Here is an 18560-nt window from a genome sequence, read left to right as displayed (position 1 = left end):
GTAGATGTTTCAATTATTTAAAGAAATGAATTTAAAACGTGTGGCGTTGGCGATATTTTTTGCAGCTTTCCGCGTAGTTGGAATGCTAGCGATTCCGACGTTGACGGCTAATATTATTGATTATGGTGTTGTTGAAGGAGATATGCAATATATTGTCAATCAAGGACTCATTATGATTGGAGTGACGCTATTGGCGATTGCGGGAGCGATTGTTGGGGTCTACTTTACCGCGACAGAGAGTCAGCGCTTAGGCCAAACCTTGCGTAACAAAATCTTTAAGAAGATTGTGAACTTTACCAATGAAGATTTGGATGGCTTCGGGACGTCTTCGCTAATTACCCGGTCTAGCAATGATACGATGCAGATTCAATTTGTGATGTATCATATGATCTATATGCTGGGGCTAGATCCGATGTTAATTATCGGTGCTTCCATTATGGCGCTCATTCGTGAACCGCGCTTAGCGGCAGTCTTTATTATTACAATTCCGGTTCTTATTCTGGCGATTGGCTTTATTCTGAAAAAAGCTCATCCAATTTTCCGGTCTCTGCAGAAGAAGACAGATGTATTGAACCGTATTTTCCGTGAAGGATTGACCGGGGTTCGGGTTGTACGAGCCTTTAAGAAGGATCAATACGAGATTGACCGCTTCGATGAGGCAAATGAAGACTTTATGGAGACGTCGATTAAGGGACAAACGGTGGCGGCCTTTTTTATGCCAACATTGCTCTTAGTGGGGAGTGCGACGAGTATTTTAATTATATGGTTCGGAGCGCAATTAGTAGGTCAAGAAGTCATGCAAGTGGGGAATATGGTGGCATTCTTAACCTATGCGTCCCTTATTATTGTCGGTATTATGCTGATTGCAAGTGTCTTGGCCTTCTTACCGCGCGGGAGTATTGCTGCTGAGCGAGTCATGGAAGTTATTAACACGGAATCTACCATTGAAGATGCGAAGGAGCCGGTCACAATTCCTGATGGGCCAGTTCAAGTGACTTATGATCAAGTTGACTTCCGTTATCCGGGAGCGGAGAAGTTAGCGCTCGATCAGATTGACTTTCAGATTGATACTGGGGAAACACTGGCAGTTATCGGTGGAACAGGAGCTGGGAAAAGTACGTTAGCCAACTTGTTGGTCAGAATGTATGATGTGACAGACGGATCGGTGGCTGTGAACGGTATTGATATTCGAGAAGTTCGTCAGCGTGATTTGCGCCATAAAATTGGCTTTGCGCCCCAAGATGCAGTCTTATTCTCCGGTACCATTCGCGATAACTTAACATATGGGAAGCCTGATGCAACGGATGCCGATATATGGGAAGCCTTGGAGATTGCCCAGGGAGCTAACTTTGTCCGTGAATTAAACGCTGGCTTGGATAGTAAAGTCGAACATGGTGGCGGGAACTTCTCTGGTGGACAGCGCCAACGATTGAGCATTGCCCGTGCCTTAGTGACAGATGCGGATATTTTGGTCTTCGATGATTCCTTCTCTGCCTTGGACTTCAAGACAGATGCCAACTTGCGAGCCGCCTTGAAGTCCGTGACTGAAGATAAGGTCGTTATTATTATTGCCCAGCGCATCAGTACGGTGGCGGATGCCGATACGATCGTTGTCTTGGACGATGGACGTATGGTCGGCCGTGGCACACACGAAGAATTAAAAGCGACCAATGATGTGTACCAAGAGATTATGAATTCACAGATGAAAGGAGAGGAATTATAATGCCAGCATCTGCCCAACATAAGCGCCGCCGAAAAGCCCATAACTTCTGGGGAACGGTTCTGCGCTTGTTGCAATATATGTTCAAACGTGCATGGGGGCTGTCCTTTGCGGTTCTCATGTCAGCTGGGGCCATTATTTTAGGAGCACTCGCCCCGAGTTACTTAGGACGCGCGACGGATGAAGTCTACCGTGCGATCCAAGAAGCCCGTGAATTACGAGCAGCCGGCGAAGTATTGGATGGCATTCCGATTAACTTTGACTTGATTAAAGAGATCATTCTAACCTTGATTATTCTCTACGTTATTCAAGCCATATTACGCTTCTTCCAGAGTTTCATTCTAGCGCGAAGTTCACAACGAACGGTCTATCACTTACGTAAGGATCTTAAGCAAAAAATCAGTGAACTACCGATTGAATACTTTGATACACACGGGAACGGTGATATTATGTCACGAGCTGTCAATGATGTGGATCAAATTGCCAACACCTTGCAACAATCCTTAATTCAGTTGATGAATGGGGTAATTATGTTTGTTGGGGTCCTAGTCATTATGTATATGGTGAACTGGATTTTAGCGACGGTTGTAGTTGTGACGACTCCGATCAGTGCACTGTTAATCTACTACATTGCGCCTAAATCCCAACGGCAATTTTCGAATCAGCAGCGTGAATTGGGGAAATTGACCGATCAAGTGGAAGAAGCCTACTCGGGACATACAATTATTAAGACGTATAACAAGGAAGAAGATGAAATCGATAAGTTCCTTGAGCGCAGTGCTAAGCTGAATGAAGCTTCATGGAAAGCGCAGTTCTTAGCCGGAACAATGATGCCACTAGTGAGTTTTGCCCGCGATATTGGGTACTTCGGTATTGGCATTATCGGTGGATGGGGAGTGATTAATGGGACGATTTCGATCGGGCACGTGCAAGCGTTCATGGATTACGTGAACCAATTCGCCCAACCCGTTCGATTTTTTGCGCAACTCTCGAATACCGTTCAAGTCACGATTGCCTCAGCCGAGCGAATCTTTGAGATTATCGATGAAGATGCGATGGATGATGAAGTGGTCCATGTTCAGAATAAGCCGAATTCGCCGTACAAAGTTGAGTTCGACGGCGTTCAGTTCGGCTATGGTGATGAACCGGAAGATTCATTGTTGATGACAGACTTCAACTTGCAAGTTCATCCCGGTGAGATGGTTGCGATTGTCGGTCCAACCGGTGCTGGGAAATCGACGTTGATTAACTTGCTGGAACGCTTCTACGATGTAAGTGGTGGCGGAATTTACTTAGAAGGCACCGATATTCGTAATATTCCGCGTGAGCAATTACGCGAGCGCTTCTCGATGGTACTGCAGGATACGTGGCTATTTAACGGCACGATCTGGGAGAACATCGCTTACGGGAATGATGATAAGGCTGACGATGATGAAGCGATTCTGGAAGCGTCGAAAGCCGCCCGCGTTGATAGTTTCGTGCGCCGACTTCCTCATGGGTATGAGACGATTATTAATGAGGAAGGCAGTAACTTATCGCAAGGACAGCGCCAGCTCATTACGATTGCCCGAGCATTTCTAGCTGATCCTGAGATATTAATTCTGGATGAAGCGACCTCCAGTGTCGATACACGAACCGAAACCTTGATCCAAGAAGCGATGAATAACATCTTAGCTGAACGAACCAGTTTCGTCATTGCACACCGTTTGAGTACGATTCAAGATGCCGATAAGATTATTGTGATGAATCAAGGGGATGTTATCGAAACGGGCACCCACGATGAATTATTAGCTCAAGACGGCTTCTACGCCGGCTTGTACAACGCCCAATTCTCCAACATCGATGAAGCCGCCGATAACCTCGGTTGGAATAGTTAAAATACACAAGAGTCCTAGCAAAAGCTAGGGCTTTTTTGAATTGTTAAACAATATTGATTTTATTGAAAGGTATTTTTAAAGGAAATTCAATAATAAGCTATTAATGAATAGATTATCAAGGTGATATTGAATTTTTTGTGAAAAAGACTTGTTTTTTTTTTTTTTTTTTCTGGTAAGGTGTCGGTAGCAATCTGATGGTAATGACCGAAAGTATGCAATTTGTGAGTGCATGAGTAGATTGTGAGATTTATTGGACATGGGGCGGCATTACAATCACAATAAAAAGATTTAGGGGGAAATTAAATGAACAAATACAGTCAATTACTTAAGAAGTTAGGATTATCTGCCGCAGCTCTTGCGTTATCAGCGGCATTAGCTGTTGACAGTGCTGCAGCAGAAGAAGCTGATGTGAATGCAGAAGAGGGAGAAGAGGTTGTTGAAGACTTTGATGTTGATGGATTCCTTGAAGGCATCGAATCTGAAGCAGTAGAAACAGCACCTGAAGAAGAAACAGTGACTGAAGCGACTGAGGAAGTTAGCACACGTGCAGCAGAAGAAGTGGCAGAAGTAGAACAAGATAAAACAATTACACAACCGGAAGAAGTATTAGGATTGAACTTGAGCAGTAATGCTGGTGGGAATGTTCTAAGTAGCTATATACGTGTTTATATAAATCTTGATTGGCGAGTTAAAGAGTTAACGGGAACTTACCTAATTACTAACTCAAATGGACAGCGTATGGATGATGGTGAATTCAAATCAATTGATAACTTACAGCATCAAATTGTTGTCCAAAGAATTAGAGAATATCCAGATGGGATCTATACTATTACTATCGAAGGTCAAGCAGATGAACAAGATAATAACCAAAAATTTGCAGATACTTTTACATTTACAGTTAAAGATGGTAAAGCTCATAAAGATTTAAAAGAAACCGAAGAAGCTTCGGAAGAACCAGAAGTTGAAACACCGACTCCGGAAGAACCTCAAGAACCAGAAGTAACGCCAGAACCGGCCCCTGAAGAAGAGAAAGAACCGGAGAAAACACCAGAACCTGAACAGCCTGCTGATAAAGTAGATGAAGAAAAGCCAGCCGCAGACAAGCAAGAAGAGCAACAAGCAGAAACACCTGCGAAAGAAAAGCCAGCAACAGATAAGAAAGAAGAACAAAAACAAGAAGCTCCTGCGAAAGAAGAACCAAAAGAAGACGATAAAAAGTTTGAAGAGAAAAAAGAAGAATCATTTGATGATTTACGTCCATTAGAGGAATTACCTTTAGGTGGTCACGCATCATCATTCGATAAAAATGGTTTCCCAATTAACTGGAGTGAAGCGAAGAAACAAGCTTACATCGAAAAATTCGGCTTACCTAAAGGGGCTGACAAACAAGGATCTGTTCAATCAGATAAACAAGATTCAGAGTTAGTAGCAAAACGTAAAGATTTATTAGCTCGAGTAGAAGCATCAGACTTAACAGAGAGTGCCAAGAAACAGTTAATTGAAGTGATCAATGACTTAAAACTAGAAAATGTTAGTGGAGCTGAAACAGCTTTTTATCACTACCAAAAACGTCACTACGAAGAAGTTGAACGTCAAAAACAAGCCCAAGACAAACAACAACAAAATGATGGACAAAAACAAGCGCAAGACAAACAACAAGATACTCAAAAACAAGAAGCACGTGGTGAATGTCTACCAGACACGGCAACAGGTGCTTGGGCATTAGGCGCTGTTGGTTTATCAACTATTCTAGCAGGTCTCGGTGTCAAAAAATTCAAAAAAGACTAATTCATTAGTCTCTAATTGAAGTTTTAATCTATGAAGAAGGAACCCCATGTCCTTCTTCTCTACATAGCTTGAAATAGCCCTTCAGCCGGGGCTATTTTTATTTCTGAAAAAACCAGTTGAATTTATAATGAAAAAAATATAAAATAATAAAATGCTGTTGTGTCAGCTGGTCTTGTAATAGATACGGAGTATGCGGATTTACATGATTTAGTTTTTTGTACATAGTTGTTGAGTTAATGAGGAAGTAGGATGGTTGCTGGAGTAATTATCCGGAAAGGGGTTATGATGAAGCGACAATATCGTGATAGTATGACAGTGGGGTTTGCTCTGTTTGCTATATTTTTTGGGGCAGGGAATTTAATTTTTCCGCCGTATTTAGGGTTTTCAGCGGGACGTGATTGGCTCAGTGCAACGGGAGGTTTCTTATTAACCGATCCGTTCCTTGCTATTTTAACCGTTGTGGTGACGACAAAATTAGGTGGGCGGATTGATGATATTGGTCGCCGGGTAGGAGTGAATTTTGCCAAGGGACTTGGGGTGTTGACTATTTTGTTAATTACGTCACTTGTCGCTGTTCCGAGGACGGCTGCTACTGTACATGAGATTGCTATTGCACCGAATTTTCCCGGTATTTCTCCGGTATGGACGTCGATCATCTTTTTCAGCTTAACGATGTATTTTGTATTCAATGAAGGACGTGTGATAGATTTTATTGGGAACTTTTTGACGCCGATGTTGTTAATCACCTTAGCTATCTTTATTATACGCGTGGTGTTCAATCCTCCAGGTGAGTTGAGTGCACCAATTGTTGAGGGGAATCAATTTATTCGTGGGTTTATGGAAGGTTATCAGACGATGGATGCACTAGCGGCGCCGCTGATGGCTGGAATTGTTGTGACAGATTTTGTTCGACGGGGTTATGGTCATCCCGAGCAGAGCTATCATATGGTTAAAAAAGCCGGCTATATTGCATTAGCTTTGTTGATCTTTGTCTACAGTGGATTGACTTATATTGGGGCTACGATGGGAAGTCACTTCCCGGCTAGTGTGACTCGTGTAGAAATTTTATTGGGTTCATTTTTGCAAGTTTTTGGGGGAATGGGAGCGGTCTTGATTGCCTTGATCGTGACATTGGCTTGTTTGACTACTTCAGTCGGTTTAACAGCGACGTGTGGGGATTTTTTCCATTCCATTTCGAACGGTCGGTTGAGTTATAAAGCAATTGTGCTATGGTCGCTAGTTGTCAGCTTCTTAATTTCTTTATTTACGGTAGATGAGATTATTATTTATGCAGGGCCGATCTTGGAAGTCATTTATCCGGTTATGATTACATTGGTTCTATTGTCAGCGGTCGATCAGTTCATTATATATGATATGACTTATATCGGGGCAGTGACAGGGGTACTATTGATGAGTATAATCGAAGTGGCCAGTCGATTGTTGGGCTGGACAGGCTTTAGTCAGTGGTTAGATCACTGGATTCCGTTAGCGAGTATTGGCTTAGCCTGGGTGATGCCGGCTATTATTTTAGGGATTGTCTTTGGTCTGATCGGAAAATATGCTGCAGTTGGTAAGCAGTTGGCAGATCATAATGAAGTGCACACCGTTTATCGCGCGTAGATGGCGTGAATTATCTCACTATTGAATGGGTGAATACTTCATCTTGGGATGCTAACATGGACTATAATCGTATGATACCTGTGCAACATAGAATGGAATCAATGAAAAATGTAGTCGGATAGTGAAGATGGGGTTTAAAGGTGTTTTTACTATGTTGATCAGAATATAATTTGATTATCTAATATTCGTTTTTTCGTGTTATAATGATTGTATAGAGATAGGAGGGGTTAGTATGTTAAAAACATTAGCACTTATTTTATTAGTTATTTGGATTGGTGGACTGGTGTTGAATATTGCTGCGGGATTTATTCACTTTGTCCTAGTGTTGGCTATTATTTCATTCGTAGTGGATCTTGTTCGCGGGCGCCGCTAATCAATCAAATAAAGAGAGCGCTACAGTCCTATTAGACTGCATCGCTCTTTTTTGTTATGAAGTTATTTTGAGAAGTGCCAACCGATCCAATGACTGATAAATCCCCAAAACATATAGCCGATAATAATGGGCCACGATTGGCGTGGAAAGTAAACCAGCCAGGCTAGTAGCATGATGAGTGAGACACCTATTCCAAATAGGCTGTCATATTTTGGCGTGAGAATCCCATGTACGAGTCCGGTAATCCCGATAACACCAGGGACAATATAGACTAGATAAACAAAATCAATGCCGTGAACAATATTTAATAGATGGACTCCATAAATAATAAGTGCTACGATAAGTAAATTAATCCCTAAACTTCTCCAATCGCGTACCTTCATCATATCCCTCTTTCCCGTTGTTGGCTTCATTATACACCAAAACTTATAAACAAATAAACTAAATAATAAACTGCTGCATCATCTCAGAATATTCATCATTTTACCGAAAAAAAGTAATGCAATAAGAGCAATTTGTTCATTGCTTCGCAGAGTATTACTTGTTAAGATATGAGTATCAAAAATAGAGATAGGAGAATTACAAATGAAAAAAGCATCAAAATTTTTAACCATCTTATTGGCAGCAGGTACTTTAGCAGCGTGTGGTAGCAAGGTAACAAAAGAAAACGGAACGGAAACTGTTTCACCTGAGAACGCAACAATTACTGAAGAAGGCGCTGAAGAGGGTACTTCATTAGACGACGCTGAAGTTAAAGACGGTGACATGGACAAAGATATGGACATGGATAAAGATATGGATAAAGACGACAAACAATAATTGTCAGCTCTCCTTAAAAAGGGTCATCCGATATGTCGGGTGGCCTTTTTTAATTGGGACAAAGTAATAGGGGCTCATTTTTGGGGATAATTATCAAATAATGAGTCAATAGTGTATGAGTATAACTAAATTCATAAAAATATCAAAGAAATTCGGTGGACAATAAGGTGGTTTTACCGTACAATTGGTGTGATGTCACTCACAAAAGAGTGCGGGAGTATTAGAATGATCAGTATAGATAGAAGGGGAATAGCGATGAAAAAATGGTTGAGTGTGAAGAGAATAGTAGGGAGTATGGCGGTGGTCAGTACGCTGACATTGGCTGGATGCCAGGCATTCGGAGGAAATGAGCAGACTGAGGAGTCCGATGAATTAACGTATAATACAGTTATTGTACGTCCTGAAGAACCAGCAACAGTTGATGGAGTCGTTGCGTCTAGAATCGACAAGGGATATTATTACAGTTCAGATATTGGAACGATTTCGCAAGTCCATGTCTCAGATGGTCAACAAGTCCAAAAAGGCGATGCTTTATTTACATATGCAGCCAAGGAAGACGATCACGAGCTGGAAGATTTGAGCCGCGAGCAGACCAATCTGTACAATCAGCGAGAAGCCTTAATTGCCGACTTGTCACGCTTGACAGGTGGGACATATAACATGATGGGAGACCGTATTGTCTGGTCTTATGCACAAGGACGCTATGTCGTTACCGATCCAATTGGTGTGGATTACGGGGCACGCACGAATACAACAAACTCTGGTGGTCAAGCTGGTGGTGCGGGAGCCCAAACTCCTGATTCAGGCGGTAATGATGCGGATTCAATTAAATCCTCTATTCGTCAAGTGAATGCGCAGATTAAAGAAGTCGAGATTAAATTACTACGTGCTCAAGAGAAGAAAAACCCAACCATTAAAGCAGATTATGCGGGACAAGTTTATGTTGATGAACGTGGTCGTGATGGTGGTTCAGTACCGTTCGTGCGTATAATTGGTCAAGGTCTAGTTGTGAATGGAACAGTAGATGAATATAATTACCACCTATTAGAAAATGACTTAGAAGTTGATATGTACATCAATGCAGAAGACCGCACAATTAAAGGGAAAATTACGTCTTATGACCGCTTACCACAGAGTAATTCGTCACAACACGGCGGTGGAGGCGGTGCTGGCGGCGGAAGTGGTGCCGGTGAAGATAGCGGAAGTAGCGATGATGCGTCACCAAGTCAATCAGAATCACAAGCTGCCAAATTTGGCTTCATAGTTGAACCAGAAGAAGATGTCCAAATTGGATTCAGTACCCAAATTTCTATTCCGCGAAAAGGATTCGTCTTACCACCTGAATCTATTCTTGAGATGAATGGTGAAAAATACGTCTTCAAATACGTGGATGGCGTGGCGAAGAAGACAAAAGTGAAGATGGAAAAAATTGGTATCCAAGAAGTCATTACGAAAGGTCTATCAGAAGGCGATGAAGTTATCCAAGACCCAACCGGCTTAAAAGACGGAGACCAAGTAAAAGTTGCCGGTGAGAACCGAATGGAAACAGATGAAGACTTCATGGCTGATCCAGCGGCTGAAGATGCAGAAGGTGCAGATACAGAGGCCGAAACAACAGAGGCAGGTACTGATAAAAAAGATGGCAAAGACAACACAGAGAATGATGCAGATGAGGAAGTTCACTCACCTGCTGATGATGCTGATGTAAAAGATATGGATCTTAAACCTCAAAGTGAAGGGGAGTAAGCCATGATTGAATTAAAACGTGTAAGTAAATTTTATCAGCAAGGACCGAACCGTCATCAAGTGCTGAATGAAGTCTCTTTAAATATCGAACAAGGTGAATTTGTTTCAATTATGGGGCCGTCCGGGTCTGGGAAGTCCACTCTAGTGAATGTGTTAGGCTTCTTAGATGCTGATTATGAAGGGGAATATATCTTTGATGGAGAGTCAACAGTTAGCCGTAATGATAATCAAATTTCAAAATTACGCAATGAGATGGTTGGGTTTGTCTACCAGTCTTTCAACTTAATTGATTCGATTAGTATCGAGGATAATGTCCAATTGCCACTGCTCTATAATGGGTATTCTGTTGCTGAGACACATGAAAAAGTGAAAAAATCTTTAGAACGTGTAGGCTTAGGAAATAAATTGAAGAGTACGCCGAAAGAATTATCTGGGGGACAAAAACAGCGTGTTGCTATTGCTCGTGCCTTGGTGAATGAGCCTCGTTTTATCATTGCCGATGAGCCAACAGGAGCCTTGGATACAAAGACTAGTCGTATGATTATGACAACACTCGAGCGGTTAAATCGCGAAGATGGGGTGACGATTGTAATGGTTACCCATGATCCGACATTGGAAGATTATACGAACCGTCGTATTCGGGTCGTGGATGGCCAGGTTGTGACCAATACGTTGATTGATGATGAAACCTACCTTCGTGGGAAAGAAAAGTATCAGCCGGTTTACTTTGAATCTGAAGAACAATCAGTGCAGACTGTTCCGGAAGATAAGGCTGAAGCTGCCCAACAACGTTCACGGGTTGCACGCCGCTTCTTTAAACGAGGGAAGAAGTCAGGAGGCGATAAATCGTGAAATTTAGTGTTATTTTAAGATCATCGCTGTACTCACTGAAAAAGAATGCCCGGCGAACGTTTCTGACGATGCTAGGAATTATTATCGGGATCGCGTCGGTTATTACAATTATGAGTTTGGGAAATGGCTACAGCCGTCACAGTGTGGAAACGTTGACTAAAGATGAGCAAGGTCGCCAGAACGTTGACTTCTTTTATGAAATGACCTCAGAAGTGGATGTGCCGAACTTCTCGCCATTCTCTGATAAAACGATGGAAAAATTAAATGAAATCGATGGAGTAAGTGAGGCGGCCGAAAGTCAATATGAAGCAGATAATCAGCCGTATTATGAGATTAAAGCACGCGAACATTCTGAATCGCTAGCTGTTGATGTTGCCGCCAAAAATTATGACCGAACCATGGTGGCTGGACGGATGTTGACGCTAGATGAGCAAAAGACATTCTTACCTTACGCCGTTATAGATGACGAACTAGCGCGTAAGATGTATGGAACGGAAGAGAATGCTTTAAATAAGGGAGTAAAAATTAATAACTATTCCTTTACCATCATTGGTGTGATGGCCCGTGAAGGGGATGGCTCGTTTGGGAGTAATTTATTCGCAACGCCGGGCGAAGAATTGGAGACACCGCCGGGTAATGCGATTATTCCGGCTCGAACATATGAACAACTCTTTAAAGAAGAAATGCCACGGTTTGGGATTACGGTTTATATCGAACCGGGTCGGGATCCGAAAAAAGTTTCTGAACGAGTTAAATCTGCTCTGGATGAATTCGGATCAGGGGCTAAATATGGAACCTACTCATTTATTGACAATAGTGAGATTATGCGTGAGATCGGTAAGCAGTTGCAGACAACCACTTACTTTGTATCCAGTGTAGCTGGAATTTCTCTGTTCATTGCCGGAGTTGGGGTAATGAATATGATGTATATCTCAGTGTCAGAGCGTATTCGTGAAATCGGGATTCGCCGCTCACTTGGATCCACGAAGCAAGCGATCCAACTTCAATTCTTGTTGGAAGGGATCTTAATTACGGTAATTGGTGGGATATTCGGATTCGTGCTGGGACTTGCTATCGCTTATGGAGTCAGTACATTCCTACCATTCGGCATAGGTTTGACGCCAATCATGGTTGTCGGGACGATCGGAGTCTCCACGCTAATTGGAATTGTCTTTAGTGTCTTCCCGGCCCGATCAGCTGCCAATAAGAACTTAATCGAAATCTTACGATAAGTTTTTCGTAAGATTGTAAGACAGATCGGCTAAATAGCTTACATGAAAATCCTTCTAGTGTATCGGCATCAGCTTGTACTTTGGAAGGATTTTTTAATGTGTATGAGGATGTTGCTTCGTACGTTCCAGCGAATGAAAAATTAGGTTTTAAATACGATAAATACGTGCTAAAAAATAGAGTGTGGGATCAGTTGTAAACCTTATATTGGTGGAAATATCATCAATGTATATAGAAAAATATTGACCTTAGTTGGAATAATTGGTAAAATTCAAAGTGTAGAATGATTATGAAGGTGGTGATGCGGTGTTCAAAGAAACAGATTCTGTGCGAATGATGGGAACGACGATTCATCTGATGGCAGAAGGATGGCAAGCCGGACGTATTATTGAACGCATGAAGGAGTTGCTTGAGCAATATAATCACCGCTTTAGTGCGAATGATGATGGGTCAGAATTGGCCCAAGTCAATCATGCAGCTGGTCGGGAAAGTGTTCAAGTGCATCCGGAATTGTTCGAACTCATTCAGATTGGTAAGCAGCATAGTTTACCTGAGGATAGTTTTTTGAACATTGCGATTGGCCCATTAATAAAGCTATGGCGGATTGGTTTTGATGATGCGAATGTGCCTAGTAATCAGGCTATTGAGCAAGTGATGAAACGAATCGATGTGCATCAAGTGGAGCTTGACGCAACAACGCATACGGTGAAGTTGGCACAACCGAAGATGGAGCTTGATCTAGGTGCTCTGGCAAAAGGCTATATTGCTGATAAAATTATGGCTGATATTCAATCCTTCGCGCCGAGAACAGCTTTTATTAATTTAGGGGGCAATTTACTTTTATCAGGAAAGGCACATCATCATCCTGATAATTTGTGGCGGGTCGGTATTCAACATCCCGATAAGCCTCGGGGACAGAATTGTATGATTCTGAAGTTGCCAGCCTGTTCTGTTGTCACATCCGGCATTTATGAGCGGCGGCTTATTGCTGAAGATGGACGTGAATTCCATCACGTGTTTGATACGAATACGGGGCGCCCAATCGCTACTGATTTAGCTAGTATTACTATTATCTCGCCAACTTCATTGGAAGGTGAGATTTGGACGACACGTCTATTCGGTCATGATAAAGCAACTATCTTACAACAAGTAGAGGCGCTAGATCGGATCGAAGCAATCGTGATTGATCAGCAACATAATATTGCCTATACGTCGGGAATTAAGTCACGGATTGATGCATTTTTATAAAGATGCAACTTTAGATAATGTTTGGTATAATGAGTTTATAGTATAATAGTATAGAGGATGAAAGAGGGTAAAAAAATGAAACAATTAATCGGATTAGTGGGAACGAATTCTGATCAGTCAACCAACCGTCAATTACTGCAATTCATGAAGGAGCACTTCAAAGAAAAAGCTAAGATTGAATTGGTTGAAATTAAGGATTTCCCAATGTTCAACAAACCTGAAGAAAAAGATTTACCTAAGATTGTGAAAAATGTGGCAGAAAAAATCGAAAAAGCGGACGGTGTGATTATTAGTACACCAGAATATGACCACTCGATTACGGCGTCGTTAAATAATGCATTGGCTTGGTTATCTTACGGTATTTATCCATTTGTAGATAAACCGGTTATGATTACGGGAGCGTCTTATGGGACATTAGGTTCATCTCGCGCACAACAGCACTTGCGTCAGATCTTAGATGCACCAGAATTGAAAGCACGTATTATGCCAAGTTCTGAGTTCTTATTAGGTCACTCACTTGAAGCATTCGACGAAGAGAATCAATTAATCGATGAAGAAAAAGTTGAAAAATTAGATGAATTATTCGCAGATTTCTTAGTCTTTATCGAAATTATGGAGAAACTGTCACACGCTTATTCATCAAACAAAAAAGATGCTGAGAACTTCGATTGGGAATCATTGTAGAAGGAGAATATTATGCTTAAAATAGTAGGATTAGTAGGATCAAATGCGGACCGTTCGTATAACCGATTATTACTTCAAGCGATTAAACGTCGCTTCAAAGCGAAGTTCCGCTTCGAGATTTTAGAAATTAAAGATGTACCGATGTTTAACCAATCCGATGATCAGTCGGACAGTGCAGTGATTCAACATTTAAATGAACGGATTGAAAATGCAGATGGGGTCATTATTGCGACACCAGAGCATAATCATACATTACCACCAGCACTGAAAAGCACGCTCGAATGGCTATCTTACAAGTTACACCCATTTGAGAGTAAGTCAGTTATGGTGATGGGCGCCTCATACTATAACCAAGGGACTTCACGTTCACAACTGCACTTACGTCAAGTGTTAGAAGCACCAGGTGTTGGCGCACATGTCTTCCCAGGACAAGAATTCTTGTTAGGAAAAGTTAAAGAAGCCTTCAATGAAGATGATCACTTAATTGATCAACGAACCATTGATTACTTGGAATTGTGCTTGGATAAATTTGTAAGATTTGTAAAAGTGAATAAAGCATTTGAACAAAAGGGTCCGTTGCCATCTGAAGATTTGTGGGCAACAGATTCTATTGAATCAACCATTGAAGGAGTCGATAAGTCTGACCCAGAATGGGTTGAGAAAGCTGCTGAATTAGTTGGAGCGGCAGAAGGCTCAGACTATGTGAAGTTAGACCGTGGGATTTTAACGGTTGATCAGTTGAACATATTCTTACGTTCAATGCCAATGGAACTGACCTATGCTGATGATAACAACCAGTTCCTATACTACAACCGAGTACGTATGGGAGATGACATGTTAGCGTCTCGTTATGAGCATCAAGTTGGATTCTCTCTTGCTGAGTGTCACCCAGAGAGTGCGCGTAAGGGAGCAGAGTATGTTATCCAACAATTACGTTCAGGTCAGACTGACGTTCTTCGTATTCCGATTACACACCATGGCCCAGATAAGTATGTTGTTCACAACTACCAAGCCATGTACTATGAGAATGGTGACTATGCAGGAATTAATGAATATATCTTAGACTTCAAGCCAATTGTTGACTTCTACCTCCAAAAAACAGGTCAGTCATTAGTTGGTGTTGGCGACACGTCAAGTGGTGCGAGTGATGCAGGAACAGATGCCGACAGTGGCGCTAGCGAATCCGGTGGCGGTCAGGTTCCAGCAACAGCAGAAGGGGCACAACCTGCTACAGATGCTGATAGTGGTGCAAGCGACACAACCAGCAATACGTGGGATGCAGCAGCCAGTGATATTGACACACAAGCAGCCGTAGATACTTCATCTGGAGCATCAGAAGGCTAAGTCAGTTATTGAATTTAGTGGATAAAATATTTAAACACTCCATTTCTAACATGAAGTTAGAAGTGGAGTGTTTTCTCTGTATAATTCATGATAGAGTTAAGGTACATTTGGAGTTAGAATAATAAGGGATGACTGATGAAATTAAGTTGTGACGAGATAGTCTCTCTTTTTAAACTCATATTACATCTTGTTTTTTCTAACTTTTAATATTTTTTTCTAAAAAAGTGTTGACAGGGTGATGAATATGCGGTAAAGTATACATAGTTAGTTGAGCAAATTGAATAAGTTGCTGTGAGTGGATAAGTAAGTTAACGGAAATTGTCAGAGAGCCTGCGTTCGGTGTGAGTAGGTAAGGGAAGTTAGCCCAAAATGGTCCATGAGTATAGTGGTGTGAGCTGTCAGATGAGTATCACTCGGAAATCTCCGTTATCAGATATGAGTATGAATGCGACTGATGAAGTGATTGCTCATCAGAGTAAGCAGAGTACTTAATGAGGCGCATTCAGTGATGAATGTGTGGATAAAGGTGGTACCGTGAAGTCTTCACCCTTTATGATAATTTTGAATTATCATAAGAGGTGAGGACTTTTCTTTATGCCAAATTATATTATATAGAGTAGGAGTATGAAAGATGAAAAAATGGTTAAAAGCAAGTGCAACATTATTACTGGGAGCTAGTGTATTGGCGGCTTGTCAGCCAGCTGAAGAGGAAGCTACTAAGCTTCATATCGGAGCCAGCAACTCTCCACATGCTGATATTTTGGAATTCGTGAAGCCCAAGTTAGCTGAAGAAGGTATTGAGCTAGAGATTAGTGTGTTTGAAGATTATGTTTTGCCGAATCGAGCAGTCTTCGAGGAAGAGTCGGATGCGAATTACTTCCAGCATATTCCCTACTTAGAAGAGTCCAATCGTGAGAATGGCTATGATTTGGTCAATGCGGGTAGCATTCATTTGGAACCACTTGGCGCTTATTCACAGCGTTACGATAGCTTGGAAGAATTACCCGATGGAGCGGATATTTTTGTCAGCAATAATCGTCCGGATCATGGTCGTGTGATTGCAATGTTCGAAGAAGCTGGATTGATCGAAGTAGACCCGGATGCGGATTTGACCCAATCGAGTTTTGATGTTATTACGGAAAACCCACACAATTTCAACTTTGATGCAGATTATGATTCGGGCCTGATGGTTACACTTTACCAAGAAGATGAGGCAGATGTAGTCTTTATTAATTCCAACTTCGCGGTAGAGACTGGTATCGATGTGTTGGAAGAAAGTATTGCTCTAGAAAGTAAAGCCACACCGTATGTCAATATTCTGGCGGTTAAATCAGGACGTGAGAATGATCCGCATATTAAACGTTTGGTGGAAGAATTACAATCCCAAGAAGTGGCTGATTATATTCTAGAAACTTGGAAGGGAGCAGTTCTTCCAGTCGGGCAAGAATAAATACGCTGAACAGATCTAATGAGGAGTGAGTGAATGATTGAATTAAAAAATGTGTCAAAAGTATTCAGTGATGGCACGCAAGAGATTGTAGCCGTTGATGATGTCTCTCTACACATTGACGAAGGGGAAATATTTGGAATTATTGGCTATTCTGGAGCTGGGAAGAGTACTTTAGTACGAACGCTGAATGGCTTGGAACAACCGACCTCGGGAAGTATTACGGTAGCAGGCAAAGAGCTTAGTCGTCTAAGCGGCAAGCAACTGCGCCAGAGTCGGCAGAAGATCGGAATGATTTTCCAACACTTCAATATTTTATGGAGTCGGACCGTTGTTGAGAATATTATGTTCCCGCTTGAAATTGCAGGGGTGCCGAAGAAGGATCGACTCGAGCGAGCACAAGAGTTAGTGCGCTTAGTTGGACTAGATGGACGTGAAGGGGCTTATCCATCTGAATTATCAGGTGGACAGAAACAGCGAGTCGGAATTGCTCGGGCGTTAGCGAATGATCCGGATGTCTTGCTCTGTGATGAGGCGACCAGTGCATTAGATCCGAAAACGACTGATGATGTTTTGGAACTGCTCTTAGATATTAACCGTCGCCTTGACTTAACCATTGTCATCATTACTCATGAGATGGAAGTCATTCGGAAGATTTGTGATCGGGTTGCTGTTATGCAAGGTGGCCGTGTCGTTGAGACCGGGAAAACCACAGATATTTTCCAAAATCCAAAAGAAAAAATTACACGTGAATTTATTCAACAGGATGAGGATGAAGATATTGATCAATTGTTAAGTGACTTCCGTGAATATTTCCCTGAAGGGCGTATTCTTCGGGTGACTTATCCGGGCAACCAGTCCAGAGCACCTATTATCTCACGGGTATCGCGCGAGTTCAATGTAGATATTAATATCATTCGTGGTTCAATCTATACTACCCAGAATTCACCGGTTGGAACGCTTTATGTACAGGTTTTTGGTGATGAGAGTGATGTTGACCGAGCGATTGATGAGTTGCAAGTACTCAATACGGAGGTGTTATCATAATGAAATTATTATCGTTAGCGGGCGGGACGTTTGCCGATTATTTCCAATTTAGTGAAGTTGACTGGAGCAAAGTTTGGAATGCGACGTATGAGACGATTTATATGTCAGCGTCTTCGATCATTGCCATCTTCTTGCTTGGTCTTGTCTTGGGCTTGCTCTTATTCGAAACGAGAGTATCAGAGCATGCAGGCATCCAGGCCTTGCATAAAATCGTATCGGGTATTGTTAATATATTCCGTTCAATCCCCTTTATTATCTTAATTGTGTTACTTATTCCATTGACTCAAATTTTAGTGGGAAGAATGACAGGCCCAACTGCAGCTTTGCCAGCTTTGATTATATCATCGGGGCCATTCTACGCCCGAATTGTTGAAGCGGGTTTCCGCGATGTGGATAAAGGTGTGATTGAAGCAGCCGAAGCAATGGGTGCGAGCAAGTGGGAAGTCATTTATAAAGTCTTAATCCCAGAGAGTTCACCTAGTATTGTAGCGGGACTAACAACAACCGCGATTGCAGTCGTTGGTTTTACCGCAATGGCGGGTGTTATCGGAGCAGGTGGATTGGGAAGTCTAGCTTACTTACAAGGGTTTCAGCGTAATAAGCACTCAGTGACCTTAGTAGCGACACTAATTATTCTGGCGATTGTCTTCGTTGTACAAGCACTGGGAGATTGGGCCGTTAAGACGTTAGACAAGCGATAAGCGAGTTAAATCGTAACTATCAAAATGAATAACTATTATTTTATTAGCAAATTTTAAAAATTAT

General features: G+C 41.9%; 16 protein-coding genes. 15 read left to right on the top strand and 1 reads right to left on the bottom strand.

What is annotated here, in order from left to right; all coding sequences use genetic code 11:
- The first annotated feature begins 4 nt into the window (after window positions 1-4).
- From HMPREF9703_RS01005 to HMPREF9703_RS08825, 5 genes are all read left to right on the top strand, one after another.
- Window positions 5-1723 carry an ABC transporter ATP-binding protein gene (locus tag HMPREF9703_RS01005; RefSeq protein ID WP_004634791.1) on the top strand — a complete coding sequence of 573 codons (1719 nt, stop codon included), beginning with the start codon at window positions 5-7 and terminating at the stop codon, window positions 1721-1723.
- Window positions 1723-3597 carry an ABC transporter ATP-binding protein gene (locus tag HMPREF9703_RS01000; protein ID WP_004634789.1) on the top strand — a complete coding sequence of 625 codons (1875 nt, stop codon included), beginning with the start codon at window positions 1723-1725 and terminating at the stop codon, window positions 3595-3597. Before HMPREF9703_RS01005 ends, HMPREF9703_RS01000 begins: the two co-directional genes overlap by 1 nt.
- Before the next feature lie 303 nt (window positions 3598-3900).
- Complete coding sequence (locus tag HMPREF9703_RS08830) at window positions 3901-5385, top strand: hypothetical protein (protein ID WP_004634787.1); 1485 nt, start codon at window positions 3901-3903, stop codon at window positions 5383-5385.
- A 249-nt stretch (window positions 5386-5634) separates the two neighbouring features.
- On the top strand, window positions 5635-7005 hold the full coding sequence (gene brnQ / locus HMPREF9703_RS00990) for a branched-chain amino acid transport system II carrier protein (RefSeq protein WP_004634785.1): 1371 nt from the start codon (window positions 5635-5637) through the stop codon (window positions 7003-7005).
- Between the two features lie 232 nt (window positions 7006-7237).
- Window positions 7238-7378: a lmo0937 family membrane protein gene (locus HMPREF9703_RS08825; RefSeq protein ID WP_004634783.1), complete on the top strand. Its 141-nt coding sequence runs from the start codon at window positions 7238-7240 to the stop codon at window positions 7376-7378.
- A gap of 62 nt (window positions 7379-7440) precedes the next feature.
- On the opposite strand, the gene HMPREF9703_RS00985 is transcribed toward HMPREF9703_RS08825, so the two are convergent.
- Window positions 7441-7761 carry a hypothetical protein gene (locus tag HMPREF9703_RS00985; protein WP_004634781.1) on the bottom strand — a complete coding sequence of 107 codons (321 nt, stop codon included), beginning with the start codon at window positions 7759-7761 and terminating at the stop codon, window positions 7441-7443.
- A 202-nt stretch (window positions 7762-7963) separates the two neighbouring features.
- Here HMPREF9703_RS00985 and HMPREF9703_RS00980 point away from each other — a divergent pair, with 202 nt between their 5' ends.
- The 10 genes from HMPREF9703_RS00980 (at window position 7964) to HMPREF9703_RS00935 (ending at window position 18496) form a co-directional block, all read left to right on the top strand.
- Window positions 7964-8197, top strand: coding sequence for a hypothetical protein (locus HMPREF9703_RS00980; RefSeq protein ID WP_004634780.1), 234 nt, complete (start codon window positions 7964-7966; stop codon window positions 8195-8197).
- Between the two features lie 255 nt (window positions 8198-8452).
- Window positions 8453-9943, top strand: a complete 1491-nt coding sequence (locus tag HMPREF9703_RS00975; RefSeq protein ID WP_004634779.1) for an efflux RND transporter periplasmic adaptor subunit — start codon at window positions 8453-8455, stop codon at window positions 9941-9943.
- 3 nt (window positions 9944-9946) lie between these two features.
- Window positions 9947-10795, top strand: a complete 849-nt coding sequence (locus tag HMPREF9703_RS00970) for an ABC transporter ATP-binding protein (RefSeq protein WP_004634778.1) — start codon at window positions 9947-9949, stop codon at window positions 10793-10795.
- Window positions 10792-12027: an ABC transporter permease gene (locus HMPREF9703_RS00965; RefSeq protein ID WP_004634777.1), complete on the top strand. Its 1236-nt coding sequence runs from the start codon at window positions 10792-10794 to the stop codon at window positions 12025-12027. The genes HMPREF9703_RS00970 and HMPREF9703_RS00965 overlap by 4 nt, the downstream gene beginning before the upstream one ends.
- Window positions 12028-12358: 331 nt before the next feature.
- Window positions 12359-13273: an FAD:protein FMN transferase gene (locus HMPREF9703_RS00960; protein WP_306424276.1), complete on the top strand. Its 915-nt coding sequence runs from the start codon at window positions 12359-12361 to the stop codon at window positions 13271-13273.
- A 75-nt stretch (window positions 13274-13348) separates the two neighbouring features.
- On the top strand, window positions 13349-13957 hold the full coding sequence (locus HMPREF9703_RS00955; protein WP_004634775.1) for an NADPH-dependent FMN reductase: 609 nt from the start codon (window positions 13349-13351) through the stop codon (window positions 13955-13957).
- A 12-nt stretch (window positions 13958-13969) separates the two neighbouring features.
- Entirely contained in the window at window positions 13970-15301 is a 1332-nt protein-coding gene (locus HMPREF9703_RS00950) for an NAD(P)H-dependent oxidoreductase (RefSeq protein WP_004634774.1), read from the top strand.
- 631 nt (window positions 15302-15932) lie between these two features.
- A complete protein-coding gene (locus tag HMPREF9703_RS00945; protein WP_004634773.1) occupies window positions 15933-16751 on the top strand; it encodes a MetQ/NlpA family ABC transporter substrate-binding protein in 819 nt (272 codons plus the stop codon).
- A 33-nt stretch (window positions 16752-16784) separates the two neighbouring features.
- A complete protein-coding gene (locus HMPREF9703_RS00940; protein ID WP_004634772.1) occupies window positions 16785-17795 on the top strand; it encodes a methionine ABC transporter ATP-binding protein in 1011 nt (336 codons plus the stop codon).
- A complete protein-coding gene (locus HMPREF9703_RS00935; protein WP_004634771.1) occupies window positions 17795-18496 on the top strand; it encodes a methionine ABC transporter permease in 702 nt (233 codons plus the stop codon). The genes HMPREF9703_RS00940 and HMPREF9703_RS00935 overlap by 1 nt, the downstream gene beginning before the upstream one ends.
- The last annotated feature ends 64 nt before the right edge of the window (window positions 18497-18560 follow it).

Source organism: Dolosigranulum pigrum ATCC 51524 (assembly GCF_000245815.1).
Classification (GTDB): domain Bacteria; phylum Bacillota; class Bacilli; order Lactobacillales; family Carnobacteriaceae_A; genus Dolosigranulum; species Dolosigranulum pigrum.
This window is presented reverse-complemented; position numbering and strand designations above follow the sequence as displayed.

What these genes read in the sequence shown, in the direction of transcription:
- HMPREF9703_RS01005 (WP_004634791.1), top strand. Translation starts at nt 5, where the DNA reads ATGTTTCAATTATTTAAAGAAATGAATTTAAAACGTGTGGCGTTGGCG.
- HMPREF9703_RS01000 (WP_004634789.1), top strand. Translation starts at nt 1,723, where the DNA reads ATGCCAGCATCTGCCCAACATAAGCGCCGCCGAAAAGCCCATAACTTC.
- HMPREF9703_RS08830 (WP_004634787.1), top strand. Translation starts at nt 3,901, where the DNA reads ATGAACAAATACAGTCAATTACTTAAGAAGTTAGGATTATCTGCCGCA.
- brnQ (WP_004634785.1), top strand. Translation starts at nt 5,635, where the DNA reads ATGGTTGCTGGAGTAATTATCCGGAAAGGGGTTATGATGAAGCGACAA.
- HMPREF9703_RS08825 (WP_004634783.1), top strand. Translation starts at nt 7,238, where the DNA reads ATGTTAAAAACATTAGCACTTATTTTATTAGTTATTTGGATTGGTGGA.
- HMPREF9703_RS00985 (WP_004634781.1), bottom strand. Translation starts at nt 7,761, where the DNA reads ATGAAGGTACGCGATTGGAGAAGTTTAGGGATTAATTTACTTATCGTA.
- HMPREF9703_RS00980 (WP_004634780.1), top strand. Translation starts at nt 7,964, where the DNA reads ATGAAAAAAGCATCAAAATTTTTAACCATCTTATTGGCAGCAGGTACT.
- HMPREF9703_RS00975 (WP_004634779.1), top strand. Translation starts at nt 8,453, where the DNA reads ATGAAAAAATGGTTGAGTGTGAAGAGAATAGTAGGGAGTATGGCGGTG.
- HMPREF9703_RS00970 (WP_004634778.1), top strand. Translation starts at nt 9,947, where the DNA reads ATGATTGAATTAAAACGTGTAAGTAAATTTTATCAGCAAGGACCGAAC.
- HMPREF9703_RS00960 (WP_306424276.1), top strand. Translation starts at nt 12,359, where the DNA reads ATGATGGGAACGACGATTCATCTGATGGCAGAAGGATGGCAAGCCGGA.
- HMPREF9703_RS00955 (WP_004634775.1), top strand. Translation starts at nt 13,349, where the DNA reads ATGAAACAATTAATCGGATTAGTGGGAACGAATTCTGATCAGTCAACC.
- HMPREF9703_RS00950 (WP_004634774.1), top strand. Translation starts at nt 13,970, where the DNA reads ATGCTTAAAATAGTAGGATTAGTAGGATCAAATGCGGACCGTTCGTAT.
- HMPREF9703_RS00945 (WP_004634773.1), top strand. Translation starts at nt 15,933, where the DNA reads ATGAAAAAATGGTTAAAAGCAAGTGCAACATTATTACTGGGAGCTAGT.
- HMPREF9703_RS00940 (WP_004634772.1), top strand. Translation starts at nt 16,785, where the DNA reads ATGATTGAATTAAAAAATGTGTCAAAAGTATTCAGTGATGGCACGCAA.
- HMPREF9703_RS00935 (WP_004634771.1), top strand. Translation starts at nt 17,795, where the DNA reads ATGAAATTATTATCGTTAGCGGGCGGGACGTTTGCCGATTATTTCCAA.